This is a genomic window from Paracoccus sp. MC1854, assembly GCF_014164635.1.
In the GTDB taxonomy this organism is placed as follows: domain Bacteria; phylum Pseudomonadota; class Alphaproteobacteria; order Rhodobacterales; family Rhodobacteraceae; genus Paracoccus.
Genome location: NZ_JACJFU010000035.1, coordinates 1 through 26590, shown reverse-complemented (window position 1 = coordinate 26590; position 26590 = coordinate 1). Strand labels below are relative to the sequence as shown.

At 63.3% G+C, this 26590-nt stretch carries 14 protein-coding genes and 3 pseudogenes; 8 read left to right on the top strand and 9 right to left on the bottom strand.

What is annotated here, in order from left to right; all coding sequences use genetic code 11:
* Nucleotides 1–262: 262 nt before the first annotated feature.
* Both H5395_RS15540 and H5395_RS15535 read left to right on the top strand, forming a co-directional pair.
* Nucleotides 263–1204 carry a DNA methyltransferase gene (locus H5395_RS15540; protein WP_220495074.1) on the top strand — a complete coding sequence of 314 codons (942 nt, stop codon included), beginning with the start codon at nucleotides 263–265 and terminating at the stop codon, nucleotides 1202–1204.
* Between the two features lie 3 nt (nucleotides 1205–1207).
* On the top strand, nucleotides 1208–3796 hold the full coding sequence (locus H5395_RS15535; protein WP_182793470.1) for a DEAD/DEAH box helicase: 2589 nt from the start codon (nucleotides 1208–1210) through the stop codon (nucleotides 3794–3796).
* A gap of 511 nt (nucleotides 3797–4307) precedes the next feature.
* On the opposite strand, the gene H5395_RS15530 is transcribed toward H5395_RS15535, so the two are convergent.
* The 4 genes and pseudogenes from H5395_RS15530 to H5395_RS15515 form a co-directional block, all read right to left on the bottom strand.
* A complete protein-coding gene (locus tag H5395_RS15530; RefSeq protein WP_182793469.1) occupies nucleotides 4308–6317 on the bottom strand; it encodes a UvrD-helicase domain-containing protein in 2010 nt (669 codons plus the stop codon).
* A gap of 1978 nt (nucleotides 6318–8295) precedes the next feature.
* Nucleotides 8296–9330 (bottom strand): annotated as a pseudogene (locus H5395_RS19550) (site-specific DNA-methyltransferase); the annotation flags it as partial.
* Between the two features lie 395 nt (nucleotides 9331–9725).
* The gene (locus H5395_RS15520) at nucleotides 9726–10628 is read right to left on the bottom strand and encodes a hypothetical protein (RefSeq protein WP_182793468.1); all 903 of its coding nucleotides are present in this window, start codon (nucleotides 10626–10628) and stop codon (nucleotides 9726–9728) included.
* Nucleotides 10625–13705, bottom strand: a complete 3081-nt coding sequence (locus tag H5395_RS15515; RefSeq protein ID WP_182793467.1) for a BPTD_3080 family restriction endonuclease — start codon at nucleotides 13703–13705, stop codon at nucleotides 10625–10627. Before H5395_RS15515 ends, H5395_RS15520 begins: the two co-directional genes overlap by 4 nt.
* Before the next feature lie 185 nt (nucleotides 13706–13890).
* Here H5395_RS15515 and H5395_RS15510 point away from each other — a divergent pair, with 185 nt between their 5' ends.
* Together H5395_RS15510 and H5395_RS15505 are read left to right on the top strand one after the other, a co-directional pair.
* A complete protein-coding gene (locus tag H5395_RS15510) occupies nucleotides 13891–14373 on the top strand; it encodes a hypothetical protein (protein ID WP_182793466.1) in 483 nt (160 codons plus the stop codon).
* A gap of 230 nt (nucleotides 14374–14603) precedes the next feature.
* Nucleotides 14604–14843 carry a hypothetical protein gene (locus tag H5395_RS15505; RefSeq protein ID WP_182793465.1) on the top strand — a complete coding sequence of 80 codons (240 nt, stop codon included), beginning with the start codon at nucleotides 14604–14606 and terminating at the stop codon, nucleotides 14841–14843.
* A gap of 129 nt (nucleotides 14844–14972) precedes the next feature.
* On the opposite strand, the gene H5395_RS15500 is transcribed toward H5395_RS15505, so the two are convergent.
* The 4 genes and pseudogenes from H5395_RS15500 to H5395_RS15485 form a co-directional block, all read right to left on the bottom strand.
* Entirely contained in the window at nucleotides 14973–20480 is a 5508-nt protein-coding gene (locus H5395_RS15500) for a DUF4011 domain-containing protein (protein WP_182793464.1), read from the bottom strand.
* Between the two features lie 195 nt (nucleotides 20481–20675).
* A pseudogene (locus tag H5395_RS15495) lies at nucleotides 20676–20957 on the bottom strand (integrase core domain-containing protein); the annotation flags it as partial.
* A 1-nt stretch (nucleotide 20958) separates the two neighbouring features.
* Nucleotides 20959–21966, bottom strand: a complete 1008-nt coding sequence (locus H5395_RS15490) for an NYN domain-containing protein (protein WP_182793463.1) — start codon at nucleotides 21964–21966, stop codon at nucleotides 20959–20961.
* Nucleotides 21967–22214: 248 nt separating this feature from the next.
* Nucleotides 22215–22724 (bottom strand): annotated as a pseudogene (locus tag H5395_RS15485) (transposase); the annotation flags it as partial.
* Nucleotides 22725–22873: 149 nt separating this feature from the next.
* Here H5395_RS15485 and H5395_RS15480 point away from each other — a divergent pair.
* From H5395_RS15480 to H5395_RS15465, 4 genes are read left to right on the top strand one after another with little or no spacing between them, the layout of a single operon-like run.
* Nucleotides 22874–23245 carry a transposase gene (locus tag H5395_RS15480; protein ID WP_370576479.1) on the top strand — a complete coding sequence of 124 codons (372 nt, stop codon included), beginning with the start codon at nucleotides 22874–22876 and terminating at the stop codon, nucleotides 23243–23245.
* Nucleotides 23242–23589, top strand: coding sequence for an IS66 family insertion sequence element accessory protein TnpB (gene tnpB, locus H5395_RS15475; protein WP_182793461.1), 348 nt, complete (start codon nucleotides 23242–23244; stop codon nucleotides 23587–23589). The genes H5395_RS15480 and tnpB overlap by 4 nt, the downstream gene beginning before the upstream one ends.
* A gap of 59 nt (nucleotides 23590–23648) precedes the next feature.
* Complete coding sequence (locus H5395_RS15470) at nucleotides 23649–25151, top strand: IS66 family transposase (protein WP_182793460.1); 1503 nt, start codon at nucleotides 23649–23651, stop codon at nucleotides 25149–25151.
* Nucleotides 25148–25717, top strand: a complete 570-nt coding sequence (locus tag H5395_RS15465) for a plasmid pRiA4b ORF-3 family protein (protein ID WP_182793459.1) — start codon at nucleotides 25148–25150, stop codon at nucleotides 25715–25717. Before H5395_RS15470 ends, H5395_RS15465 begins: the two co-directional genes overlap by 4 nt.
* Before the next feature lie 172 nt (nucleotides 25718–25889).
* On the opposite strand, the gene H5395_RS15460 is transcribed toward H5395_RS15465, so the two are convergent.
* On the bottom strand, nucleotides 25890–26174 hold the full coding sequence (locus tag H5395_RS15460; RefSeq protein WP_182793458.1) for a hypothetical protein: 285 nt from the start codon (nucleotides 26172–26174) through the stop codon (nucleotides 25890–25892).
* Between the last annotated feature and the right edge of the window lie 416 nt (nucleotides 26175–26590).

The window sequence follows — 26590 nt, the reverse complement described above, 5'->3', positions numbered from 1 at the left end:
TCAGCCTGCCGCAGGATCGCGATGATCTGAGCCTCAGTGTATCTGCTTGTCTTCATTCGAAATCTCCTCGTTCATCTTGCCGAGAAAATTCTACTTATGAAGCCCCTTACTTTCGGGGAGGATTACCGAGGGATTGGTTACCATTCTGCCAATCCGCCGCGATGGCTCACAGGGGCGCTGGCAAATCTCTGCTGGCGAACTTAGAGAACGAATCAAGCAAGGCAGGATCCGTCTCGGCCGGCCAACGGCTTACGGATTTGTCGTGAACTACCTTCCAGATGGTGCTTACAGAGACGCGCAGTCTGATTCATATGACCTAGTCGGCCGAGCTGACGATGGCTCATTGATTGCTTATAGGAAGGAGGATGAGGACAGCCGAATTGCACCCACTCAGTGGAAAATAGCTTCCCACAATGCTTCAGAGCATGGATCCGGGTTGCTCGAATACTTCATTCCAAAACGAAAGTTTCCATTCCCGAAGTCGCTTTACGCCGTCGAGGATGCTCTCCGCTTCTTTGTTAAAGAGAAACCCGACGCTATTATCCTCGACTTCTTCTCCGGTTCCGGAACAACAGCCCATTCGGTGATGCGGCTCAACCGTCAAGATAACGGGAATCGGCAGTGCATCTCGGTCACAAACAACGAGGCCGGTGCGGATGAACAGGCCTCCTTGCGCAGCAAGGGCCTACGCCCTGGTGATCCGAAATGGGAGCAATGGGGCATCTGCGATTATATCACCAAGCCGCGCATCGCGGCCGCCATTACCGGCAAAACCCCCGAAGGCAAGGCCATAAAGGGCGACTACAAGTTCACCGACGAATTCCCGATGGCTGAAGGATTTAAGGAGAACGCCGAGTTCTTCACGCTGACGTACGAAGCGCCGGTCGCTGTCAGCCACAACCTCGCCTTCCAGCGCATTGCGCCGCTGTTGTGGATGCGCGCCGGATCGGAGGGGCGCCGCATCGACGATCTTCCTGCCAACGGCTGGGACCTGGCCGACACCTACGGTCTGCTCGTCGACTTGGACCGCGCTGCCGCGTTTTGCGATGCCGCCGCCGCCCAGCCGACCCTGCGCATCGCCTACGTCGTGACAGATGACGACCGCCGGTTTCAGGCGGTGGCGCGAGCACTGCCCGACAGCGTCGAACCGGTGCGGCTCTACGAGTCCTACCTCTCCAATTTCCGCTTTTCGATGGGCCGCTGAGCCATGAAGTTCACACTCAAGGATTATCAGGAAGAAGCCGTTCGGGAGGTTCTGGTGAACCTCAAGAAGGCCTCGCGTCGCTGGCGCGAGGACGGCGACAAACATGCTTTCTCGCTGACGGCCACCACGGGTGCGGGCAAGACCGTCATGGCGGCGGCCGTGTTCGAGGCGCTTTTTCACGGCGACGACAACTACGACATCGAGCCCGAACCGGGTGCAGTGGTGATCTGGTTCAGTGATGATCCGTCCCTGAACGAGCAGTCGCGCTTCCGCCTGCTCGAGGCATCGGACAGACTTTCGATCTCGGACCTTGTGGTGGTGCAAAGCACGTTCCAGCGCGAGGTGCTGGAACCGGGGAAGGTCTATTTCCTGAATACCCAGAAGCTGAGCAAGTCGAGCCTCCTGGTGCGCGGACACGATCCCGATGACGAGGGGATCGAGAAAGACGGCCAGATCCGGCTGATGCCTGACAGTCGCTCCTTCACCATCTGGGACACGATCCAGAACACCATCGATGATCCGGCGCTGACGCTTTACCTCGTGCTCGATGAGGCGCATCGCGGGATGCGCGCCGCGACCGGCGCGGGTGAGAAGACCACTATCGTCAAGCGGTTGATCAACGGCTCGGGACCGGTCCCCGGCATCCCGGTCGTCTGGGGCATCTCGGCCACGGTCGAGCGGTTCAACGCCGCAATGACCGACATGACGGGGCGCGCGACCCTGCCGAACGTGGTGGTGGATTCCGCCAAGGTCCAGGCGTCAGGTCTTCTGAAGGACACGATCATCCTGGACGTGCCGAAAGAGGCGGGCCAGTTCGATACCGTGCTGGTGCGCCGCGGCACCGACAAGCTGAAGGAGATTTCCTCCGCCTGGGAGGCCTATGGCCAGCAGCAAGACGATGCCGGAACAGTGCTGCCCCTTATGGTTCTGCAGGTCCCGAACGCGCCCGATCACAACGACATCGGCCGGGCTCTCGACACCATCTTCACGCAGTGGCCGGACTTGCCCGAGGATGCGGTGGCGCATGTGTTCGGGGAACACTCCACCCAGACCTTCGGCCGCCACACCGTGCCCTACATCTCGCCCGAACGCGTTCAGGAATCGACGTGGGTCCGGATCCTGATCGCGAAGGACGCCATCAGCACGGGTTGGGACTGCCCGCGTGCTGAAGTCATGGTGTCGTTCCGGCCCGCTCGGGACAAGACGCACATCACGCAGCTGCTGGGGCGCATGGTGCGCACACCACTGGCGCGGCGGATCCCGGGCAACGAACGACTGAACTCGGTCGATTGCCTGCTTCCGTTCTTCGACGAAGCCTCGGTCAAGGACGTCGCCAAGGCGCTGATGTCCGGCGGGGACGGTGGCGACGACCTGCCGGGCCGCCGCGTGCTGATCAACCCCGTCGAGTTGAAGCCGAATCCTTCGATCCCTGAGCCGGTGTGGGACAAGCTGCTCTCGCTGCCTTCCCAATCCCTGCCGAAGCGGCATGCCCGTCCAGTCAAGAGACTGACCTCGCTGGCGCACGAGCTGGCCGTGGATGGCCTGCTCGAGGACGCTGGCAAGGCTGCTCATGCGGAAATGCACAAGGTGCTCGATGGAGCCAGAGCGCGCTACAAGGCGGAAATCGAGACTGCCCGCAAATCGGTCCTGACAGTCGAAGGCAAGAGCCTGAAGGCCGACCTGAAAGGCGGCGGCATGTCGTTCGACGACTTCCTCGAGGAAGCGGACTACGCCGTGATCGAAGACGCATATCGCAGGGCGGGCCGTGCGATCAGTCCGGATCTCGCGACGTCGTACAGCGACTACCTGGCGCGGAGCGAAGGCGATGCGGACGACATGGAGGCCGCTCTCATCGATGCGCACGTCACGATTGGCGCTTTAGGATTGGTTCCCGGCATCCGAGAGACACTTGAGGCTGAGGCCGAGAAACTCGCGAACCAATGGCTCACTCGCTTCCGGGTCGACATCAAGAACCTCTCCGACGAGCGTCAGGACGTGTATCGCCAGATCCGGGAGATGAGCGCGAACCCCATGGATGTGGACCTGGCTCGACCGACGTCTTGGATGCAGCCGACGACGATCCGCGAGGCGAACGGCTCAGAGACCCCGCTGCCATCTTTCGAGCGGCACATGCTGTGCGATGAGCATGGGATGTTCCCCGAGGACTTCAATTCCTGGGAAGGTGAAGTGGTGAAATCCGAACTCGCGCGGGCGGGAGCCGTCGCGTGGTACCGGAACCCGTCGCGCGCCAGCCAGGACTCGCTTGGCATCATTTACGAGGATGGTGGCGAACCAAGGATTGTCAGGCCCGACTTCGTATTTTTCGTTCAGCAGGACGATGGGACCGTCGCCGCCGATATCGTCGATCCGCACGGCATTCAGTTCGGCGACGCGATGCCGAAGCTCAAGGGGCTGGCGCAGTACGCAGAACGCTTCGGCGATCAGTATCGTCGGATCGAGGCCGTTGCGAAGATCGGTGACAAGTTCCGTGTTCTGGACCTGAAGGAAGCCGCGACGCGCGCGTCAGTTTCTACCGCGACAACCATCAAGGCTCTGTATGAAAGCGCGGATGCATTCGATTACTTGCCCTAACCATCACAGAGTTCGACGCCAGTTCCCTGCGGCATGGATACGGCTGTCACAACGGTTACGAATGATCTGTGGCCCAAAACCCTTCATTATCAGGGCCTTGATCGGCTTAACCGGACCGCGCGCGGTTAACAGGTCCGGAGAATATCGGCCCGGAGAGAACGCATGCGCGCCCTTCGGGGCGTAGCCCGGTTAACAGCCCCTCCCGCATAACCCTCGAATACAACGAGAAAATCCGGCCGCAGCCGGATGGGGAGAACGCTTTCGCGAGGGCAAGTGGCGGAGGCGGTGTCCTTCGAGGTGGTCGCATTTAACATATAGCGCGTTGATATTTAAGTAAATTGATGACCTGTGTATTGCTTCTTGTATAGCGTTGTGTATAGCGGTTTGTGATTGGTCTCTACCATCTTCATGTTGACAATGACCAAAGCTTAGATGCCTTCATACGCTTCAGCGAGCCGGCTTTGCGCTTGGGATGAACACCTGAACGTCCATCGGTGCTGCTCATGCCGATTCAAGACATGAGGAGGTCTTCAAGGAACTCCGATGCAGGCGTGCAAGCCGAGAGCCACAGTCGCTCGCGTGCCCGGGTTGCGGCAACATACAGCAAGTGGCGCTCGGTGTCGTAAATCTCGCGATGGGCGCGTGCGTCGCTTGCCGAATGCAGTCGGTCCTCGTTCGGCAACACGTCTGCATCACAGGCCATGACCGCAACGGCCCGATATTCCTGCCCCTTGGCGTCATGCATGAGTTTTATGGGCACGTCCTGATCACCGGCAGCGGCCAAGGCGGCCTTGGCACGTGGGATCTCGGCCTCAGACCGCACAAGAACCGCGATCGTGGCGGGCGCGATGCCCTCGCTCCGGCACTCCTCGATCCAGGCCCCGACGGCCGCGCTCTCGTCCGCTGGACCGTCGAAGATCTCGACACGGGGTATCGGACCATGAAACACGGAGGAGACCCCCACCCGCCGTTCCTCGCTGCCATCGACCTCTAGCAGTCGCGGCGGCAAGAGCAGATCGGACCGGGTCCGGATCTGGTGCGAGGTGCGGTAGTTCACCTTCAGGCTCCTGGATCGGCCCTGCACGTCGATGCCTGCAGATTTCCAGGGGAAGGCCGAGCGGAAGATACGCTGTCCAATGTCGCCGGCGAAGAACAGGCCGTTGGGGCGGTCGCCTGCCATCGTGGCGACCAGGTGAAGTTCAGGCACCGAGATGTCCTGCGCCTCGTCGACGACGACATGGGTGAAGGGGGCCTGCTTCATCTCTCGGCTTAGGCGGTGCATCAACCCTGCCGCGGTTTCCTTCCCCTGCGCCTCCAGCGCCGCCCGCACCCCCGCGAACACGGCCCAGAGCTCGTCGCGGCGCGAGGCTGCCATGCGCACCTTTCGGCCCAGCCGCGGCAGGTCCCGATAGGCGTCGCCGTCGCGCACGTCCCAAGCATCGACCACAAGGCGCCACTCGTCCTTGAGGAAGCTTCTGTCGATGGTGCTGCCGGTCGCATCTGCCGCCTTGTCGAGCAGAGCCTCCACCTCGGCGTCGGACGCGACCGTGACACTCTCCTGGGCCTCGGCGGCCAGGTGCGCGGCAATGGCGCCAAGCGTATCCACGGTGATGCGGGCGCGAACCTCTGGCCGGCCCGTCGTCAGGTGGTCGAGCTTGCTTGCCAGCCCCTGCGCCAGCCCCGCGTTGAAGGTGGCGACGAGAACCTGTGCCTGCGTGCCCTGCGATGCAAGGCGCACCGCGCGGTGCAGCGCCACGACTGTCTTGCCGGTTCCGGCCGATCCGATGACCCGGGCCGGGCCGTTGAAGTCCCGCTCGACGAACTCGCGTTGGGCGGGGTGCAGGAAGACGGCCCACTCGTCCCACGGTGCATCGAGCGCAGCTTCGAGTTCGGCCTGGTCGCCGATGACGCGAAAGCGCCGCTGCGCGTCTGGATGCGAGTAGGGATCGACTTGCGGCACGATGCGGACCTCGGGCCGCTCGCCCACAGCTGCCGAGAGCAGCGCCTGCTGCGCTTCCTCGGGCAGGTGCCCGGCGATGTCGAGCACCGTATCCTCGGTCGCCTGACGCACGGTCGCGAGCCAGTCAGCCGGCACGCCCCAGTCCAGCAAGGTGTCGTCGCTCTCCCCAGCAAAGAGCAGCGGCTTTCCGATTGCTTCCTCCACATAGCGATGGACGACCACCTCCTCGACGGTCTCACGGATTTCGACGATCTGTGCCGCGCCGGTCCGGGGATGGGTCTCCAGTCGCCGCCGCTCGGCCCAGGCGTAGGCGTCGTCGTGATGGCCGACATAGGCCAGCAGGGTGTCGCCCCCGCGTTTGTGCAGGATGATGCGCAGATCACGGTTCACCCGAGCGGACCAGAAGTCGGTATCGCGGGCGCGGTCGAGCCGGTGCAGCGACAGGCTGGCGCTCTCCGGGTTCTGCTGGATGTCGAACGCGGTGACCTTGACCTGCGCCTGCTCCTGGGGAGTCAGGCGGTCGAGGGACTTGGTAAAGGTGGAGGCGATGAGGACGGTCACTTGCGAAAAGACCCTTCCAGCCACGCCCTCGCTTCCTCATGACGGCGAAGTTCCAGCGCCTCCTCCCGCTCAACCTCACGCCTTCGCGCTTCAGATATCTCAGCCAAACGCAACTGAGTAGGCGTCAGCTTTCGAGGTTCCTTCTCCCGGTTCTCATTGTCGCTGCTATATCCACGAAACTCATAACTCGGGTGAAAAACGGAACTCCCGCCCGAATATCCGCCGCGGCCCATTCCTATACCCCCATCACCTTCATCACCTCATCCCCCAGGTGGTTGATCACCTTGACCGCAATCCGCCCCGACTTCGGCCGGACGAAGGGCCGCGAGACGGTGCGTTTCAGGCTCTCCCAGGCGTTTTCGTCGATCTCGCCCTTCAGGGTCGCGCGCAGCTGCTTGTAGGGCACGTCAGCGCCCGGGAAGTAGGCATGGCGGACGAAGAAGCTCTCGCCCGAGTAGTCGGTGTCGATGAACCAGCAGGCGATGTCCTCGGCGTCGCTGCTTTCGACCTTGCCGGTCTGGGGGCGATAGATGTCCACGCCCTTCAACTCGACCCGCAGGCGATCGCCCTCTTCCACCAGTTCAATGTCGGGCTCGCCGAAGACGACGAACAGGTTGCCGCCTCCGGCCTTCAGGTCGCCCGCCATGTGCAGGTCGGCGTTCATGCGGGCGTGCAGGATGCGGACGCGGCCGAGCTTGTGCAACTCCTGGGCATGGGCCTCGAAGTTGAAGGCGCAGGCAATCAGGATGTCGAAGCCGGCGTCGGCTGCCTCGCGGGCGGCATCCACGAGGTCGGCGCGGCTAACAGTGCCGTATTCGGGGCCGATGAAGATGCCGGCACGCCGCGGCGTCTCGCCTTCCTGATAGCGGCCTTCGGCGGCGATCCACTGACCGTCCCAAGGCGTCAGGCTGTCGAACAGGATGCGGTCGGCCTTGTTTTGCTGGTGGACGCCGGACTTCGCCAGGTTCTCGATGATGGCCTTGTAGTAATTCTCGGCCTCCTGCTCGGACGTCGGACGGGTCCCGTGGGCGGCGTCTACCTCGTCGATCAACTCGCCATGCTCGTCCACCGCTTGGGTGCGGTGGGGCGACAGGCTTTCCACGGTGAAGGGACCGGCTACGCGGACGCGTTTCCGGTCCTCATAGGGCTTGTCGTAGAGATATTCGTGATCGGCGCGGGCAGCGATGGACGCGTCGATTTCCGCCTGCCTGGCGATGCGGGCTTGCCAGAATTCCTTGAGGTAACTCTGGGCTTCCACCGGCCACGGAACGACTGGCTCACCAGTCTCGGCCCCCTCCAGTTCCATGAGGTTGTCAGGCGTGAAGTGGAACGCAGGAACGGTAATATGATATTCACCGCAGCTTCCGCCTCCCAGCATCAGGTCATTCATATTATCGATTAGGCTGTTGAGCTCGAATCTCCGGTCGTTCGCCCGAGTCTCGTCAACATGATCCGGTTTGCGCTTTACCGCTTTACCAAACCGGGATGGACGGTTACCAGTGAGCCACACGGCTTTTCGCCAGTTATCCAGCAACTCTCCCAGCATCGGCGTTCCGTGCTGGCGGGGCACTTCCCATTCCATGAACCCGTGCGTAGGCGCCTCTTCGCCAGACGGCATTTCCGTCCAATCCGTCTCGAGGAAATTGAGACGCTGTCCCTTGCGACCGCCGGTTGCGATCTCATGCTCGCAGGGGAACCCAAGCATACATTCGTTCAAACCGGAAAGCGCCGCCTCAACGGCAGGCTGCATCCGGTTCCAGATCACGTCGATCTCGGCGTTGTTGGCGATGGATTTCAGGGTGACGTGGGGCACGCGCTCATAGACGAAGCCGTGGCGGATGTCGTTGTGAGTGGCGTGAGTCACGGGGGCGGAGCGGGAAACCTCGGCCTCCTTCCGCTGGCCCTCGCGGCTGTCGGCCAGCAGATACCAAGGATATTTTGCGCCCATGATCCGGGCGCGGGCGAGGGCTAGCGCCACGCGGCTAGTGTCGATGGTTATCCAGCGCCGGCCCCATTGTTCGGCAACATAGGCGGTGGTGCCCGAGCCGCAGGTCGGATCCAGCACGAGGTCGCCCGGATCGGTGGTCATGAGGAGGCAGCGCTGGATAGCCGTTACCGGTGTCTGAACTACATAGACCTTCGGGTCTGCCCGGCTCTGAACGCCACCGATATCAGACCACGCGTTGTTGAGTGCTACCGCAGAATAGTCGTCAAGAAATCGAACATAGGACAACGAATTACCGGTCCTCTCAATCCGGTCAACCTTTTGAAGGCGCATCATCCCGAGTTCGTTTGTTTTCCACCTGACTTTCAGAGAGGGCTTTATTTCCAGACCTTCAATCTTAACACCGAACCATGAGGCAGCGCCTTCGCCTTTGTCGCGACCCACACTCTGACTTGTCAAGTTGTCTTGTCGATAAACACGGTGGCCCGAGGGGACTTCCTTCTTGCCTTGTCGTTCAACTGCGGAAAGTGTTCGCGACTGATAGTCGGGAAGTCGCGCCCGAGAATACTTTGCCGCTCCCTCGCCTCCAACCGCTTTTTCAAAAGCGATTATCCTGAACTTAGTTCGATCTCGATTTTTACTATACCAGAGAATGTAGTCAGTAACACCGGGCAGAAAAACACCTGTTGAGCCCCCAGAAGTCTGGGTGGATATCATCGAGATGAAATTGTCCTCTCCGAAAACCTCATCCATCAGCGCCCGCACGCGATGGACGTTCTCGTCCCCGATCTGGACGAAGCAGCTTCCGCTCTCGGTCAGCAGCTCGCGTGCCACCACCAGCCGGTCGCGCAGGTAGGACAGATAGGAGTGAATGCCGTCGCGCCAGGTGTCGCGGAAAGCCTTCACCTGCTCGGGCTCTCGCGTCAGATGGGCGAGGTTGCCGTCCTTGACGTCGCGCGAGGTGGTTGACCACTGGAAGTTGGAATTGAAGCGGATACCATAGGGCGGATCGACATAGATCGCCTGCACCTGCCCGCGCAGCCCTTCACGTTCCGCCAGCGAGGCCATGACCTGCAGCCCGTCGCCCAGGATCATCCGGTTCGACCACTTGCGGCTGTGGCGATAGAACTCGACCTCGGCCTCGCGGTCGTCCTCGGTCACGCCGAAATGGCCGAACAGGTCGTCGGCGCGTTCCTTGCCGCTGCGCAGGTCGTCGATCAGCGCCTTGGGGTGCACCTGCTCCTGCAGGTAGATCGGCGGCGCATCGACGGTCAGTTCCGCTTGGTCCAAGTCCTTGCCGCGCCAGACAAGCTGCGGGTCAAGGTCGCGGTTGCGGCGTTCCCATGCGGTGCGGATGGGCGCGCGGTCATTCTCGGGCATCACCGGCTCGAACTCGGCCGAGGGGATGTTGGCGCGGGTCTGCCCGTGGGTGATGGTATCAACTCGCGTGTCATTCGGCGCCATCAGGCCTCTCCTCCCAATACTTCGTTCAGGGCGGTTAGATAGCGTTGAAGCTGCTCGTGTTGCCACATATGCATCTCCGGCCAGCTTTCCGGGTTCATCAGATTCCCTCGTGCGGACCGGGAGAACGCAGTAAGATCTTTGCGTTCTCCGATAGGCCCAAGCCGCTCTACCAGCTGGCGCAACCGACCGCCGAAGAGACGGTGGAAGTCTTCCCAGTTTTCTGCGCTTTCAGAGCCAACGCAGATCCCACAGCGGTCCCGGTTTACAAAGAGACTTACGAAGAGGTCTTCGTCAGCATCGACATAAGCGAAGCGATACTCGCCCCATTCCTGAAGGCGGGAGTTGGGGAAGCGCTCGTCGAACGTCCGCCAGTATTCTGCTCGAACTTCCTTGGGACTGCGGTCCCACCCAGTGAGGCGCTGCAGTTTGCGGTCCCAGTTGCTGGGCTTCTCGACAACCTCAAACACGGGAGCGTAAGGGCTGTCGCCGATGCGGACCACGCGCAGGCGGACCGCGAAAAAGCCGAAGCCCTCGGTCGTGTGCGCGTTCAGCCAGCGGATTGCGGAGAGGTGGGGCTCGCGGAAGCGCGGTGCAATCCAGATGACGGTCTGCGCGTCCAGACCGGCGAGGTAGGTCATGATCTGGCCGAGATGAGTGTGGTCCGTCTGCTCGAGCTGGTTCTCGATCAGGACGACGGTGCCGTCGTCGGCGTTGCGTGCCAGGATGTCGGCGGCGAAGGTCTCGACCGCGATCTCGGTGCCGGTCAGTTCCAGGGGGATGCCGATCACCTCAGCCAGCTGATCGATGTTCTGGGCCAGCCAGGGGGTGAAGGAATGGGCCTCATGCGGCCAGGCCTCGCGGGGGGAGAGGTCGCTCAGGCGGCCGAAGGTGATCTGGGTCATGCCGGCTCCACTGTCCTCAGCAGCGCGCCGATTGCAGCGTCCAGGTCGGGACGGAAGTCGTGCAAAGCGCGAAGTTCGGCGAAGCCCCAGCGGCCGAAGGTGCCGAGGCGATTGACTGCCGGGACCCATCGGTCGCGCATGGCCGCAGCCTTCAGCGGCGCATCGTGGCCCCGAAAGCCCTTGACCTCGATCACCAGCGTCGTCGGCGGTTCCCCTTCAGGGGTCTTCAGCTGGATCAGGAAGTCGGGCCGGTAGCGGTGCGCCTCGCCCTCGCGCGTGTAGGGCACCTCGAAGCCGAGGTTGTGGTTCTTGGCGTAGGACGCGACGTCGGGGTGGTGGTCGAGAAGCTGCGCGAGCTTCGCCTCCCAGTCCTGGTCGGTGATGATCCAGTTGAGGTGGCTGCGGTCCGGGCGCGGAGCATGGCGGCTGGTCTTCGTGGTGTGGAAGTTCACGCCCATGGTCGATCCGTCCCGCGCGAAGGGATCGAGGATCGCGCGAATGATTGGCTCGCCCCCGGGCTGGTCAATCAGCAGCCCCTCGAACAGGTCGCAGAGCTCGTCCTTGAGCTGCCAATAGGTCAGCTGCGCCGGGAAGGTGCCGCCCCGGCAGACGAGCCGGTCGGACTTCAGGAAGTCTAGGACGATCCGCTTGGCCTTGCTGATCAGCCGCAGGTCCACGGGCTGGTTCGCGTCGCGGCGCTTCTGGGTGATCCAATAGCTGGCGATGTCGTAGGCGGTGGCTGAGGGACGCTGGTCCTCAAGGTGCCTGAGGTCCAGCAAGTGCGCCTGCCCAACGATGCCTTGCATCTGGACCTCGGTCGCGGCGCGGACTTTCTCCGGGTCGAGGACGTAGGGCTCCATCCGCGCCAGGTCGATCTCGAGGGTTCCCTGCGGGAAGTCCGTGCGGAAGCCCTCAACCCGCGGGAACACGATCTCGAGGTGATCGCGCTCGGGACTGACCGCGTGGACGTGGATGACCTCGCGCGGCTTCTGGGGCGGGTTGACGGTCGGCTCGCCGAAGTTCAGCCCGTCGATGCCCATGATGTCGGCGTATTCCGGGCGGAACAGACGCTGTCCTGTCACCAGATCGGGCTCAGGAGCAAGGTCGTAAGACAGGCGTCGCAGGGCCCGACCGATCACCTGCTCGCAGATCAGGCGCGAGCCGAAGGCACGCAGGCCCATGATGTGGGTGACGTTGTTGGCGTCCCAGCCCTCGGTCAGCATGGAGACCGACACCACGCAGCGGACCTGACCGCCCAGCCGTCCAGCCTTGCCGACGGTGTTCATCACCTCGCGCAGGATGTCGGCATCGGTCATCTCGCCCGCACCGGTGTCGCGCCGCGCGCGCTCGCGGCGGAAAGCCTCGATCTCGGTGGCGTGGGCATCACGGAAGGCCTTGTCCACATCGCCGCCGGCTTCCAGCGCCACGCTGTCGATCAGGATGGTGCGGGGCCGCTCAAGGCGCTGACCGTGGTCATCGTAGTTGCGGAACAGGTCGAGATGCCCCTGTTCGACGGTTTCGTGCCCCTCGTCATCCGTGCGGGTGTAACCGGCGATGTAGTCCCTGACGAGTTCGGAGCTGGTCGTGTTGTTGCACACGACGATGAACACCGGCGGGATTCCCACGCCAGCCTTTTCCCACTCACGGAAGGTCTTCTCGTAGTGACCGTAGAGTGCGTCGAGCGCCACCTTGAGCTCGAGGGGCAACTTCTGGGGGTCGAGCCTCGCGGCCCCCCTGCGGCTGCCGCCCGGCATCCTGGTGCGGATCGCCGGCCACAGGTTGCGATACATGACCGTCTCGCCGTCGGCACGGTTGTCCGCGACCGGAACGCGCGGCAGCTTGACGATGCCGCATTCGATCGCGTCCATCAGCGCGAAGTCGGTCATCACCCAAGGGAAAAGCGTGCCCTCCAGCCATCCCGAGCCGGACAGGAAAAACGGCGTGGCGGACAGGTCATAGACCACCTTGACGCCCTGCTGGCGGTTCAGCGCCTCCAAACCCGAGATCCAGAGCCGCGCGGCCTCGCTGTTCTCCTCGGCCTCCCTGCGCTCCTCTCCCACGAGAGTTTGCGGCTGGGCCGCAGCAGGGCGCGCGCGATAGCAGTGGTGCGCCTCGTCGTTGATGACGACAACGTCCCTGAGGCTCATCAGATCGCCCATGACACGCTGGACCATCTGGCCTTCTGTCTCGAGCGTGTCGAGCGGCGCACCATGCCCTTCCAACGCCTTGCGGGTGCCAGACGCAGCATCGAATGTCTCGCGCAGCTTGAAGGCGTGATAATTGGTGATGACGACCTTGGCCTTGTTCATGTCGGGAAGCAGGTCGTGCGGCACCAGGTTGCGCGAGGCATAGTAGCTTTCGGGATCGTTGGGCATCAGCACGCGCAGTCGGTCACGGATGGTGATGCCCGGGGTCACGACAAGGAAGCCGCGCGAGAAGCGCCGGCTGTTTGGCGCACGGACCGCGTTCAAGGTCTGCCAGGCAATGAGCATGGCCATGACCGTGGTCTTGCCCGCGCCGGTCGCGAGCTTGAAGGCGATGCGCATCAGATCAGGCATGGTTGCTGGAGGCGCGACGTCCTCCGGCAGAACCGCGAAGTTGTTGGCGATCTTGATGCGGTCGAGGAAGCGCTTGCCTCGTCGGCCCGCCTGCGGGGCCACCTCGGCCAGCCAGATCGCTGCCTCGGCCGCCTCGAGCTGACAGAAGAACGGCCGGACCAGTTGGGCTCCGTCGGCCTGGATCGAACGCCAGTGCTGAAGGAGTCTCTGAGTGACCGGAGTGACGTTCCACTGCGCGGGATTCGTCTGCTGCCTCCACGCGGCCAGTTCCTGCCGAAGCTCGTTCACGATCTTCGACGGGCTCATGTCGGTCGTGGCAGTTGAGAGCGTATCTTCGAAGAGCATGCTGGTCTGCGTGCGCGCCGATGTGGCGGATGTCGCGGGCAGCGCCGTCATCAACTCGGAGCTGCGACGAGCCTCGACGATTCTGTCGGTCGGGCGCCCCCCGGTGTCGAGTTCCCAATGACGTGGTGGAGGATGGTAGGGCGAGTTCAGGACAGGGCTATCGAAAAAGCTCATGTCGTTCTTATCACTTTCGGCCTTGAAACACCGGATATGAAATCAGCAACGTTGCTCGTTTTCAATGAGACATATTGACAAATGCACGTTTTGTATACCTCTCCGACTGCAGGGTCCGATCGGCATCCCACCCACAACCAGCAGGGGTGCTGGTTCAGTAGAAATGATGAGCAGTAGATCACTCTATGCCCGATAAGCGCGATAACAGCTACTACGAGGGGCAGCTCAGGACCAAGCACCCAGCAATTTATCAGGGCGTCCTGGACGGCAAGCACACCCTTGCGGAGGCATTTCGACTGGCTGGGCTCAAGAAGCCACGGACCCGGTTGCAGGAGATGATGAACGCCTGGAACAAGGCGACCCCGACAGAACAAGCCGAGTTCCTGCGCAGAACCGGCCTGAGCCATGGCGCGCTTGTGGCCAGTCCAGTTCCGGGACCGACGACAATCCATCATGGAACTTACCTGACCGCCGACGGTCGCGACGCGATCAAGCGGTTCATGGGCGACCGGGGGTTCGGCAATCGCGTCGGCGAGATCATGAAACTACTAGGCCGAAAGCCACAGGACACCTCACTGGCAATGGCAATGAACCGGGACACGAACGTCAAGCCCGACCTTCTCGCGGATCTGGAGGCGCTCCTTCGAGCCAGCGGCTACATCACGTAGATCGACCTATCAGCCTGCAGGCTCTGCAGTGCAGTCCTTTCGCCAGATAGATCGATCTACCATGATGGTAGGCCTTGGGCGACGCCCCCATGTCCTTGCGCCTGCATTGATCGTGCCTGCCTAGCCGATCACAGGTTCAGTTCGATGCCTCACGCTGTGCATCTCCCCACCCGACATATGCACGAGCTACGTGTCATAAGAGCACATCAATCAACCAGATAGGTGAAGTCATGATCCAGATTGTGCCAGATGTTGAGCGCACCCGGCGGGAGAGAAGGAAGCTATCGCTGAACCTGATCCAGAACGTGGGCTTGGGCATGCTCGGCATTGCGTGCTACCGCCTCTATGTCGTGGGCGCGCAGGAGTGGCTGCCCATCATCTACACCGGTGTTGGCAGCAGCATGCTGACTGGCGCCCTCTGCGTAAAGTTCTGTCTGGCGGCGGACTTGGCAGATCCGCCCGACGAGTGAGAAGCGGCATCGGACGGCTCTGTCGTCGTCGGGCCTACGGCGACGGCATTCATGCATTGCCACCCCCGATTACACCAGCAGTGTCAGTGAAATTACACTATCTGCTCGGATGCGAACTCTCTCACGCGCCTACCCATCCGACACGCTGAGCACCCTGACCTCCCGGATCTGCACGCCCACCTGGTATTCGACCTCGTCACCGGGCCGCGCATCGAGCAGGGCCTCGCCCAGCGGCGTATGGATGCCGAGCTTGCCCTGCTCCAGGTCGCCCGCATCCTTCACCAGCTTGAAGGCAAGCTTCTTGCCGTCGGGCAGCTGCTCGACCTTCACGCGGCTGCCGAGCCTGATGGACTGATCATCGCTCGGGCTGGAGCTGGCTTGCTCCGCACGAGGTGTCGGGGCCACGGCCTCTTGCATGCCGCCCCCCCCGGGGCTTTCCGTGAAGAGATCCCCCTGCGGAAGAGCGAAGAGCTCAGCCTGCGGCCTGCCACCGGCCGCCGCGGGCGCGCTTGCCGGCAGGGCACTGGCTGCCTTCCCCACGATTGCCATCTTCCGCCGCGGGGCCGGCGGCGTGCTGGACTTGGCGCGCTCATGAGCGGCGGTGATGGCCTCGCGCAGCTTCTCGGTCTCCCGTGCGGGGTCATTGAACCAGTCGGTCGACCAGATCCTGTGGAAGTGCCAGCCTAGCCCCTCCAGCACCTCCTGGCGGAGCCGGTCGCGATCACGGCTCGACTTCGAGGAATGATAGGCCGCGCCGTCGCATTCGACGCCGAGCAGGTAGCCGTAGGGCCAGTCGGGATGGCGCACGCCGATGTCGATGCGGTAGCCGGCCGCGCCCACCTGCGGCACCGCCTCGTAGCCCATGGCCTCGATGCGGGAGACGACGAAGTCCTCGAAGGGGCTCTCCGTCTGGCCGCCGGCCGGCGCCCGGTCCGGGACGGCGCCCGAGCCGCAGTATTCCAGCCAGGCACGCAGCATCCGCACCCCCTTGTGCTTGGTTTCGTCGGCGATGATGTCGCCCGGCTTGAGCGAGGTGAAGGTCACGATCTTCCGCTTCGCCCGCGTGAAGAGGACGTTCAGGCGGCGATGCCCATGGACGGAGTTGATCGGGCCGAAGCGCTGGTGCGGCCGGCCGCCCGGGGTCTCGGGGCCGTAGAGCGTCGAGATGAACATCACGTCGCGCTCGTCGCCCTGGATGGTCTCGAGGTTCTTGATGAAGAATTCCTCGAGGGCGCCGTTGCGCTCTTCCCAGTCGCGAACGAACTCCTGGACATGGAGGTTCCGGTCGCGCTCGCGCTCGAACTCCTCGAGGATCAGCTCCTTCTGGTCGGAGTTCATGGTGCAGACGCCCAACGAGAGATGGGGCGTCTCGCGCATGTGGCTCAGCACGGCCTCCACCACGGCGCGCGCCTCGATCTGGTTGGTCCGTCCCTTGTAGACGCCATCGAGCTGGACAAGCTCCACACCCATCTCCGGGTCATCCTCATGCGCGGAGGGGAAGATCGTCAGCTTGTCGTCATACATCCACCTGTTCGAGAAGCGGATGAGGGCGGAGTGGCGCGAGCGATAGTGCCAGCGCAGCTGGCGCACCGGACGGAACGCCGTGTTGGCCATGTCCAGGATGCTCTCGCTGTCCTCGCGGGTATCCTCGTCGACATCGCTGTCATCAATCATCTTCTGGAAGAAGCTGGTCGGAGGAAGCTGCTTGGTGTCGCCCACGACAACCGCCTGACGGCCGCGGCTCAGCGCACCGATGGCGTTCTCGGGCGTCATCTGCGAGGCCTCGTCGATCACCACGAGGTCGTAGACGAGATCTCCGGGCAGGTATTGGGCGACCGCAAGGGGCGACATCATCCAGCAGGGCTTCAGCTCGAGAAGAGCCCGCCCGGCGCGGCGGGTAAGGTCCCGAACGCCGATCCTGTTCTTCCTCTTGTTCATCTCGTTATGGACAAGGCTCATGTCTGTGAACTCGGACTTGCGGCCGATGTTGTTGCCGCGCGGGGGCCGCGCTTCCGCGATCAGCCGGTTGCGCACGACATCGCGGGAGATCCGGATCAGCTCACGGTCCTTGCCCGCGATCTCCGCACGAATCCGGTCGAAGTCCTCACCGGCATAGCCCTGCATTTTGTCGGCATGAATCTCGAAGGCGCGATCCGCCATGGACTTGGCGATGATGGCACGCGTGAGCGGGGCGAACTCCGCGGCAACGATGGCACTGCCCTGGGCCACAGCCCAATCGACCAGGAGCCCGAGCCCATGTCCGCGCAGGGCCTCCTCGCTGCGCCGCAGCCGCGCACGCCCGAGGAGCGACAGGGGATCCGCCGCCGCCGCGCGGAGATCCGCGATCCGCTCCGACAGGGCCGCGGCGCCCCTGAGATCGGCAGGCAGATCGAGTTCGGAGGCAAGGGCGCCAGCTTCCTGCTCGATCGAGCTGCGGTGCAGCAGGAGAGCGGCAAGTTCATCCCGGAGGGCAACCGCACGTCCCGTTTCCAAGACCTCGAGCGCAAGGTCCTGGTCGTGGGAGGAGGCAATAGCCTCAGCCAGGTCGCATTCGAGTTCCAGGATGCCCGTCTCGGTTGCTGGGCCCCGGAAGCGCGAGTCCATCCGCGCGGCCGCGGGCGATGCCTCGATCGCGTCAGCGAGTTCGGACAGGATACGATGCGTGGAGAGGATTTTGCCGATCTGCTGGGCGCTGATGGTCTCGCGATCCCTGAATAGGCCGAGATGGATTTCCGCGCCCTTGAGCAACTCTGTCTCGCGGTCACGCTCCGCCCTCAGCCTGTCACGCTTCGCGCCCAAGGCCTTCAGGCTCATGTCCGGCATGTCCTCCATCAGGGAGAACGCCTCGACAGGGGCGAGGTCATCTGCCTCGAGTTCCATCCTGAGGGCGTCGTTGCCGCCGGCGACCCGCGCGCAGAGCGCCTGGAACTCGGCTAAGGCCTGGATCTGCCCCGTATAGCTTTCAAGGCCCTGATGAAGATCCCCGTAAGCCTCGGCGAAGAGCTGGTCACGCTCGAAGCCAACCCGCTCGTCGAGCCAGCGGGCATATTCCTTCAATCGCCTGACCATCGTTTCGCGGTCATCGGATGGCTGTCCGCCTGCCACGGAGACATAGGTGTCCCGTGCCGCCTTAAAGGTGGAGGACAGGAAGCGCAGGAAGCCTGACGAAGCGATTGCTTCGGCGGCCTGCCTGATCACGCTAGGGTCGTGCTTGCCGGCATGCCGAAGGTTCCTGCGGATCTCCCCCAGCCCGGAGGAGAGCTCGGCATGGCGGGCCATGTATCTCCGGCAGAGATCTCCCGCATGCTGGCCTGCGGGAAGGGCGCGCCGCAGCTGCCGGATCTCGATCCTCTCCTCGGAGATCCTTCGGGCACGCTGCTGGATCTCATGGAGGCTGCAGGAACCGCCCCTTGCCCAGCCTGCTGGAAGCAGGGCAGCCGCCGCGATCGCGGCATCTGCAGAGGCGATCTCCTCGTCGAGCTCCTCGACCCTCTGACGGTGCTGGGCAGGCGCGATCTCTCCGCCGTTCTGCTCGGCGAAGGCGCGCGCGGCCTCGAGGCGTGGGGAAAGCTGGCCGTCCGCCGGGCCGGTGAGCACGTCCGCCTGCTGGGTCAGCGCCTCGTGGTGCTGGCTGATGTCGGCACAGAGCTTCCGGGCCGCGCGGCGCAGGGCGGGTGCGCGCAGGTCATCGACCAGCGAGGCATCAAGCCGCTCTCCCATCCTGGCCATAAGGCCCAGCATGGCCTCGAGGGCGGCAAGATCGGCCCGGAAGATGTCCCCCTCGATGAAGGGAGCGCAGGACGCGCTGCTGGCATCCTGCTGGAAGGCGCCGATCCGATAGGCAAGTTGCCCCGCGCGGTCCGCCAGGTCCTCCGCATGGTCGCGGTTCTGGATTACGGCGCGCGCATCCATCCAGAGCCCGGGCATCCGGGCGGTTCGGGCCAGCCTCTCCGCGAAGGCCTCCGCAGCGCTCGCGGCCGCCTCGATCTGCAGGGGGCCCATGGCTTCTGGATGGGACAGGCGGATCCGCCGGATGTCCTTGGGCAGCCGGTCGCGGATCTCACTTGTGGCGATGGCACGCCCGATCACTTCGTGGACGGTGAAGCCGGTGCTGCCAAAATCGGAGCCCAGCGCATCGAGGTATCCCTGCAGGATCCGGCGCCGGCTTTCCAGCGCCTGCTGCTGGTCGGTGAAGTTGCGCTGGGCGTCGTGGTCTGCGCGCACGAGCCCGAGGCGCTCCCCGATGCTCTCGAAGACCCGCTCGCGCATGCCGCTGCCGGCCTGGAGGGGGAGGATGAACTCGCCTAGGTGCACGGACTCCAGGCGGTTCTTCACCACGTCGAGCGCGGTGAGCTTCTCGGCCACGAAGAGCACCTTCTTGCCCTCGGCGAGCGCCGCGGCGATCAGGTTGACGATCGTCTGGCTCTTCCCCGATCCGGGCGGCCCCTCGATGCTGAGGTGCTTTCCGTCGGCCACGTCCGCAAGCGCGGAGAACTGGGAGGCGTCCGCATCCATGACGAGATGGGGGACCTTGCGCGCCACCTCCGGATGGTCGGTGCTATAGACCTCGGCATAGCTGCTGTCGCCCGAGCCCGAGGTCGCCAGCAGGCGGGCGACGGTGTCGCTTTCCGCCAACTTTCGTCTCCCCGGATCGAGATCGTGATACATGGCGATCTTCGAGGATGGGAAGATGCCGAAAGCAACCTCGCGGCGAACATGCCACTCAAAGCCCTTCGGGGCCAGTTCGCCGATCAGGGCGAAGTAGCCCTCGGCCGCACCACCCTCGTATTCGGGAAGGTCGAGTTGCTGCTCCGACAGGAGCTTCTGCTTCAGGGTCGTGTTCACGAAGACCCGGCCTTCGCCCAGCACGTGGAAAACGGGGCCATCCTTCGACTGGCTGCGCTCGATCCTGATCTCGAGGAGCAGCAGGGGGCTGACATGTGCCTCCCGCTCGCCGGGCGCGCGCCACTCGAGAAGGCCGAAGACCGCATGGAGCACGTTGACGCCCGTTTCGCGCTCAAATCCCCGCGCCTTCTCGGCCAGGGATTTCGCCAACCGCGTGAGCTTCTCCGGCAGCATGAGCGTCTGGATGTCGCCATCCGCATGCCGCCCGTCGGTATCGCCGTCATCGAGGGTAGGCAGGATGTAGCTGGGCGAGATCCCGTGGGCCTTGGCATGCTCGACCAGCGAGAGGCCGTCCTTCGTCTGCCGGCGCGGGAGCCCCAGCATCTCCCGCAGGCGATCCTTCAGAGCGCGCTCGGCCTTGAACTCCAACTCGGCATAGGTCGCGGAATCCGGGTCGAGGCGCGCGATTTCGGCGCGATATGTCTCGTCCTCCTTGCCGGCCATGTGGAGCGCGTCGAGGAAGCTGTCGGTCTGCTCGTCCGGCAGCGCCTCCTCGAGCGCCGGCAAGGGGACCAGCTTCATCTTCCGGGCCGATGAGAGATTGTGGCGGATGATGTCGGGTAGCTCGTCGACGACGCGGATGGCATTTGTCTTAAACTGGATGTTCACTAGCGGATTGCGGCGGGAGAAATCGAGGAGGCGCTTGCGCAGTTCGTTCAGCCGATCCGCAACCAGCGAGGTGATCTCAGGGTTGCGCAGATCGTCTACGCTCCCCCGGCTCTGCTCATCCATATATTCCTCCTGCGCCCACGATGGTCCCATGACACAGGGCATTCGATGTATGTTTTTTCGTAATTACGAGAACCATCCGGGTCTGAGAAGGCCTCTCTATAGTGGTTTTGCGTCGTGCGTGCAGATTCGCACATTGGGGGATGAACCGCGCCGGACGCGCCGGAGGCTAATTTTCGTCAGTTACGCCGTCATGGCTTAGTTGTCACATCCCGCGTGATCATACGGCTGTTTCTTGAACAGCTCTGGTTTTTCCCGATGCCAATGCTTGAGGGCGTTGATGGGCGTTCGGCCCGTGAGGAGGGACTGGGGCAGTTGGCTGTTGTAGAGGCGGACATAACGCAGGATGGTTTGCTCCAGGTCTTTACCGCTTTGGAAGTGATGGCTCTGCAGGACATCCTCGATCCGCCCGTTGAACCGCTCCACCATACCATTCGTCTGCGGCCGCACCGGCGGTGCCAGGCGGTGCTCGATGGGGAGATCAGAACTCCCCGCCCATCTCGTGCATGATGCGCCAGAGGGCTTCGTATTGCCCGCCATGGAGGTCCAGGAGGATCGGTGGCTGCACATATTGCTTGATGAGGTCGTGCGGAATGTCGGGCGTCATGCGGACGTGGATCGCATCATCCCCCATCCCGCGGATCTTCCTGCCGATATTGTCAGGCATGTCGAACTTGGCGACATCGGCATGATATGTCTTCAGCCCGGCTTCCTTGATGCGCACATGCAGCGGCATGTAATCTTGGTCGGAGGAGACGATGCAGACCGCATCGGCCTCGTTGCCGGCCATGATGTCCATGGCGCGGATCGCGATACGGATGTCGACCTCCTTCTCGTCGAGGCAGACGCCACCCCGGTTTACGCGGATGTTGTAAAATCCCGGTTCCGCGCATCGGGCGGTCAACCATGAAGAGAGCCTGGCAATGAAGTCGTCATAGACCCGGTAGTCGCGAGTCCCGTAGGGGGTCTCGACTATACCCTTCCGCAGGTTGGCCAGCTTCCGCTCCAGTGAGGGATCAAGGCTCCTTGTGGTCTTCAGGATGCGCTTGATCTCCTTGAGCGGCGAGTGGGCGTAGAAGAGCTCCCAGCGCATGTCGAGATGCGTGACGCTGTCGGCGGTGGGAACATCCTCCTCCCGCCGGAAAAGGAACTCGCCGACAAGTTTTTGGAAGTCCATTCCGGAGAAGGAGATTTCGGCCTGCTCCCGCTTGCGGACTTCCTCCATCGCATTCCAGAGCAGAAAGGCCGCGATGCGCGACGGCAACTCCCCCGTCGTGATGGGGACGCGATTTTCGGCCATCCATTCCGTTACGCGGAGGTAGATGCCGTAGAGATCAATCAGGAAGATCGTCTTCCTGCATTCATACCGGACAGATGGAGACGCGACCAGTTCGCGCGCAAGCTTTTCAGCCTCTTCAAGCGGGAACCAGCGGTAATCCTTGAAATATTCTTTTAAATGCAGCACCTTGCGCTTGCCGTTGTCCGCCATGATGCACCTTAGAATCGAGCCTGGCCAAACTCTGCGATGCCCGTGGTTCATCCGCAAGGATGCATGGCGAAAAATTGCATTCATCTGTCCATTTAACCTTCTTTCCGCGCTATTTAGCAGGCTGCTGAAGAAGTCAGGCGCCGGGGACAGTTTCCCGATCTGCCGGTTTTGGCGACTGCTGTTGTGGTCGGGCGCGACGGCGCCCTCGTGCTCGTTCCCCCCGATCACGTGGCCAGCAGGCGAGGCAGTCAGGCGAGGTTGCAGGCGGCCATGATCAAAGTGAACCTGGCCCGGACGCACTCAACGCCCCGATAGACGGTCTGGGCCATGCCGGCCACCGTCTTGGCCCAACCAAAGGGCTCCTCGATCTTCTTGCGGCGCCTCTGCGACAGAGCGTAGCCGGGATGACGGGTGGTGCGGAGGTCGATGGCGGAGTGCCGCACTTTTTGGGCCACATGCGGAGTGACGCAGGCCTTTCGGAGATCAGCCACGAAGTCCGGGCTGTCATAGCCCTTGTTGGCGCCGAGGATCAGGCGGCGCGTTGATCCGGGCGAGTGGCGGTGAATCATGTCCAGTGCGCCGCGGCGCTCGGCATGACCATCGGCCTGCGTCAGGTCTGCCTGGACGACCAAGCCGCTGCGGTTCTCTATTAGCGTGTGGTCCACGAAGCAGAGCATCGCGCCCGCGCCAAGCGACTTCTTGTAGAGCCGTGCATCGGGGTCGGTAGCCGAGGCATCCGTGGCGTTCGAGCGCTTCTCGCGGCTCTGACGATGTGACCGCCCCGACTGACTTACGTCCATCAGGCGTTGTATAAGCGCGAGAAGTAAGCGTCCGGTCTGACTGCCCTGCCGGGTTCAGGGAGTGTTCGATAGTGTCCACTATGGATGGTGGACACTATGGTGCTTGCGTGACGCGTCGGACGAAGCGGCTCTGGACGGACGAGGAGAAGCGGACGATCTGCTTTCAAACTACTGCGCCGGGCGTTTCGGTTGCTCAGGTCGCGCGGCGTTATGCAGTCAACGCGAACCTGATCTTCAAATGGCTGCGTGATCCTCGCTTCGCGCCCGAGCCTTTAGCCGGCGGGTGCTCACCCGAGGGCGTGCAGTTTCTGCCGGTCGAGATCGTGCAGGATGCCAGGGCAGCCCCGGCTGTCCCTGATGCGCCTGTCGCCGGCGCGGGCTTGATCGAGATCGAACTTGCTGGCGGGCAGCGGATGCGGATCACGGGGCGCTACGATCCGGAGGCTCTGGCGCGGCTGATCCGGGGTCTGGGGGCGTGATCCCGGTTCCGGTCAATACACGGGTCTGGCTTGCGGCCGGAGTCACGGACATGCGCAAGGGCTTCGCGGCCTTGGCCGCGCAGGCCGAGACAGTGCTGAAGCAGGATCCCTTCGGCGGGCATCTCTTTGTCTTCCGCGGCCGCCGCGGCGATCTGGTGAAGGTGATCTGGTGGGATGGCCAAGGCGCCTGCATGTTCATGAAGCGCCTGGAGCGAGGGCGTTTCGTCTGGCCTGCCGCAACCGAGGGCAGGATCGCCCTGACGGCCGCGCAGCTGTCGATGCTGCTGGAAGGGATCGACTGGCGGGCCCCGCAGCGAACCTGGCAGCCGCTGGCGGCGGGATAAGGGACCGGTCCTGATCGTTGAGGATTCCCATACGGAATCCAGTCCGATAAGCTCGTCTCATGCTCGACGAGCCCGCCATCCTGCCGGACGATCCCGAGGAGCTGCGCAGCTTCACGGCGCGGCTCCTGGCCGAGGTGAAGGCGCAGGCGATCCTGATCGAGAAGCTGCGCCATCAATTGGCCGGGCACCGGGCACACCGGTTTGGAGCTTCCTCCGAGACGGCCGAGCAGCTGCAGCTGGCGCTGGAAACGAGCGAGATCGCTGCCGCGGCGATGACTGCGCGGCTCAGGTTGCCAGACTTTGACGAGAAGGACCGCCCCAAGCGCCGCCCGATCCCGGATCATATTCCGCGGATGGAAGTGGAACTGACGCCAAGTGCCGACGCCTGTGCCGATTGCGGCGGTCGCCTGCGCCGGATCGGCGAAGATGTGACCGAGGAGCTGGAATACGTCCCGGGCCGCTTCATCGTGAACCGGATCGTGCGGCCACGGCTGACCTGTTCCTGCTGTGAGCGGTTCGTCCAGGCCCCGCTGCCCTCGCGCCCCATCGAGCGTGGCCGCCCCGGCCCGGGCCTTCTGGCCCATGTGCTGGTGAGCAAATATGCCGACCACCTGCCGCTCTACCGCCAGAGCCAGATCTTCGAGCGCGACGGCCTCGACCTCGACCGCTCCACCCTGGCGGACTGGGTCGGCAAATCCACGGCGTTGCTGGCGCCACTGGCCGATGCCATCGGCCGGCATGTCCTCTCGGCCGCGGCGATCTTCGCCGATGACACGCCGGTGCGCATGCTGGCGCCTGGCACTGGAAAGACACAAACGGCGCGGCTCTGGACCTATGCCCGGGACGAACGGCCATGGGCAGGGGCGGCGCCCCCGGCCGCCTGGTATCGGTTCTCCGGCGACCGCAAGGGCCAGCATCCGAAGGATCACCTCGCCCGCTTCCACGGCTGGATGCATGCCGATGGCTATGCCGGGTTCGAAGACCTCTATCGCTCCGGCGCCATCCGCGAGGTGGCCTGCATGGCCCATGTCCGACGCAAGTTCGTCGACATCCATCGCGCCCAGACCTCCCCGATCGCCGAGGAAGCCATCCGCCGGATCGCCCGGCTCTACGCCGTCGAGAAGGAGGCTCGAGGTTTGCCACCTGATCGGCGGGCCGAACTCCGCCAGGCTCAAGCAGCACCGGTCTTCGATGACCTCGAAGTGTGGTTCGCCATGCAGCTGACCCGCATCTCAGGCAAATCCCCGTTGGCTGCCGCGATCCGCTACGCCCTGACGCGCATGGAGCGCCTGCGTCCCTATCTCGCCAACGGCATCCTCGAGCTGGATAACAACACGGCTGAGCGCGGCATGCGCGCCATCGCCCTCGGCCGGAAGAACTACCTGTTCGTCGGCTCCGAGGCGGGCGGAAAGGCCGCCGCCATCGCTTACACCCTGATCGAGACGGCCAAACTGAACGGCGTCGACCCACAGGCCTGGCTGGCCGACACCCTTGCGCGCCTGCCCGATCACAAGATCACCAGGATCGACGAACTGCTGCCTTGGAGGTGGGCCAACTCATGAGCATTCTCCGCCTCACCGCCGTTCTGGAAGACGTCACGCCCTGCGTCTCGCGGACCCTCATGGTGCCTTCGGATCTGCGACTGGATCGTCTGCACCTCGTTCTTCAGGCGGCCGTGGGCTGGGAGAACCAGCATCTCTACAGCTTTGAGGCAGGACCTCGCCGATGGAGCCTGCCCGATCCCCACCTCGGGCTTGATGCCCTGCCGGCCAACAAGGCCACCATACAACAGGCTCTCGCGGCCGCAGGACACACTTCGCTCGTCTACACCTACGACTTCGGCGACGACTGGCGACATCATCTGACCGCGGAGCTGACGGACGGCCCCCTGCCGGGCCAGCTCTATCCACGGCTGGTCGAAGCTGAAGGCCGCTGCCCGCCCGAGGACGTGGGAGGACCTCCAGGTTACCAGCACTTCCTCGAGGCGATCGCCGATCCCAAACACCCGGACCACGATGAACTGACTGAGTGGCACGATGAGCCCTTCGACCCCTCAGTGCCAGACACCGACACGCATCAGCTCGAGGTGCTCAAGCTCGCCAAACGGTGGCAACCTCGGAAGAAGTAGGCGCCTATGCCGGACGCTTACCGCGAGAATAGCTGCGCGGGCATTGCTCTAGGCGACACCGACGGCCACAGACGCGAGTGACCGCTGGAGATTAAGGTGGCGTGCTTAGGACAGGAGCTTCGCGTCCTCGTCCGCTAGCTTGTGCTGCTCAGCTGGGATGCACGGACCTGAGCTAACAGCCAGTGATATTCGGGCCGCTGCAGTTGCGATTCTGTAGGGGCGATGATGTCAAACATGGCTTCCCCTCACACGCGCAGGTCGAGGCGCTCGGGGCGCACGCTGACGCTGGGGAAGGTATCCTCGTGGGCCTGGAGGTCTGCATCAGCAAGCCCAGATGCGCTCGTTCCTCGGCGGCGGCAGCCCCCTGCTCGCGCAGGATCTGCTCCAGTCGGTCAAACCGCTGGTGCATGGCCTTCATCAGGTTAAGCAGCATCTCGTCGGTGATGTTCTCGGTCATGGCCGAACCCCTCTCCCGTATTGGGCGGGAGACTAGCACAGGTCACCCTGCATGTCGCGGGCGCTACACCGCGCCAGTTCAAGTCTGACCTCCTCGCAGATCTGAACGGCTGCTTCAAACAGGCGGTTAGTTCCCGTAGATCAACCTACTTGGGAATTATCCAGGGCGAGACTCCGTGCGGCCCCCAGGTAGATCCATCTAAGGCATCGACTGGACCCAGCCCCGCGCCGCGTATCCACGCGAGGCAGTCTCACCTGCGGGGATTGGTTCCGGTGGCGTTCCATGCCGGGGTAATCCTCCCCGAAAGTAAGGGGCTTCATAAGTAGAATTTTCTCGGCAAGATGAACGAGGAGATTTCGAATGAAGACAAGCAGATACACTGAGGCTCAGATCATCGCGATCCTGCGGCAGGCTGA

Coding starts and splice junctions, on each gene's coding strand:
- H5395_RS15535 (WP_182793470.1), top strand. CDS start 1,208: ATGAAGTTCACACTCAAGGATTATCAGGAAGAAGCCGTTCGGGAGGTT.
- H5395_RS15510 (WP_182793466.1), top strand. CDS start 13,891: ATGCCCGATAAGCGCGATAACAGCTACTACGAGGGGCAGCTCAGGACC.
- H5395_RS15460 (WP_182793458.1), bottom strand. CDS start 26,174: ATGACCGAGAACATCACCGACGAGATGCTGCTTAACCTGATGAAGGCC.
- H5395_RS15520 (WP_182793468.1), bottom strand. CDS start 10,628: ATGACCCAGATCACCTTCGGCCGCCTGAGCGACCTCTCCCCCCGCGAG.
- H5395_RS15500 (WP_182793464.1), bottom strand. CDS start 20,480: ATGGATGAGCAGAGCCGGGGGAGCGTAGACGATCTGCGCAACCCTGAG.
- H5395_RS15465 (WP_182793459.1), top strand. CDS start 25,148: ATGAGCATTCTCCGCCTCACCGCCGTTCTGGAAGACGTCACGCCCTGC.
- H5395_RS15515 (WP_182793467.1), bottom strand. CDS start 13,705: ATGAGCTTTTTCGATAGCCCTGTCCTGAACTCGCCCTACCATCCTCCA.
- H5395_RS15505 (WP_182793465.1), top strand. CDS start 14,604: ATGATCCAGATTGTGCCAGATGTTGAGCGCACCCGGCGGGAGAGAAGG.
- H5395_RS15470 (WP_182793460.1), top strand. CDS start 23,649: ATGCTCGACGAGCCCGCCATCCTGCCGGACGATCCCGAGGAGCTGCGC.
- H5395_RS15490 (WP_182793463.1), bottom strand. CDS start 21,966: ATGGCGGACAACGGCAAGCGCAAGGTGCTGCATTTAAAAGAATATTTC.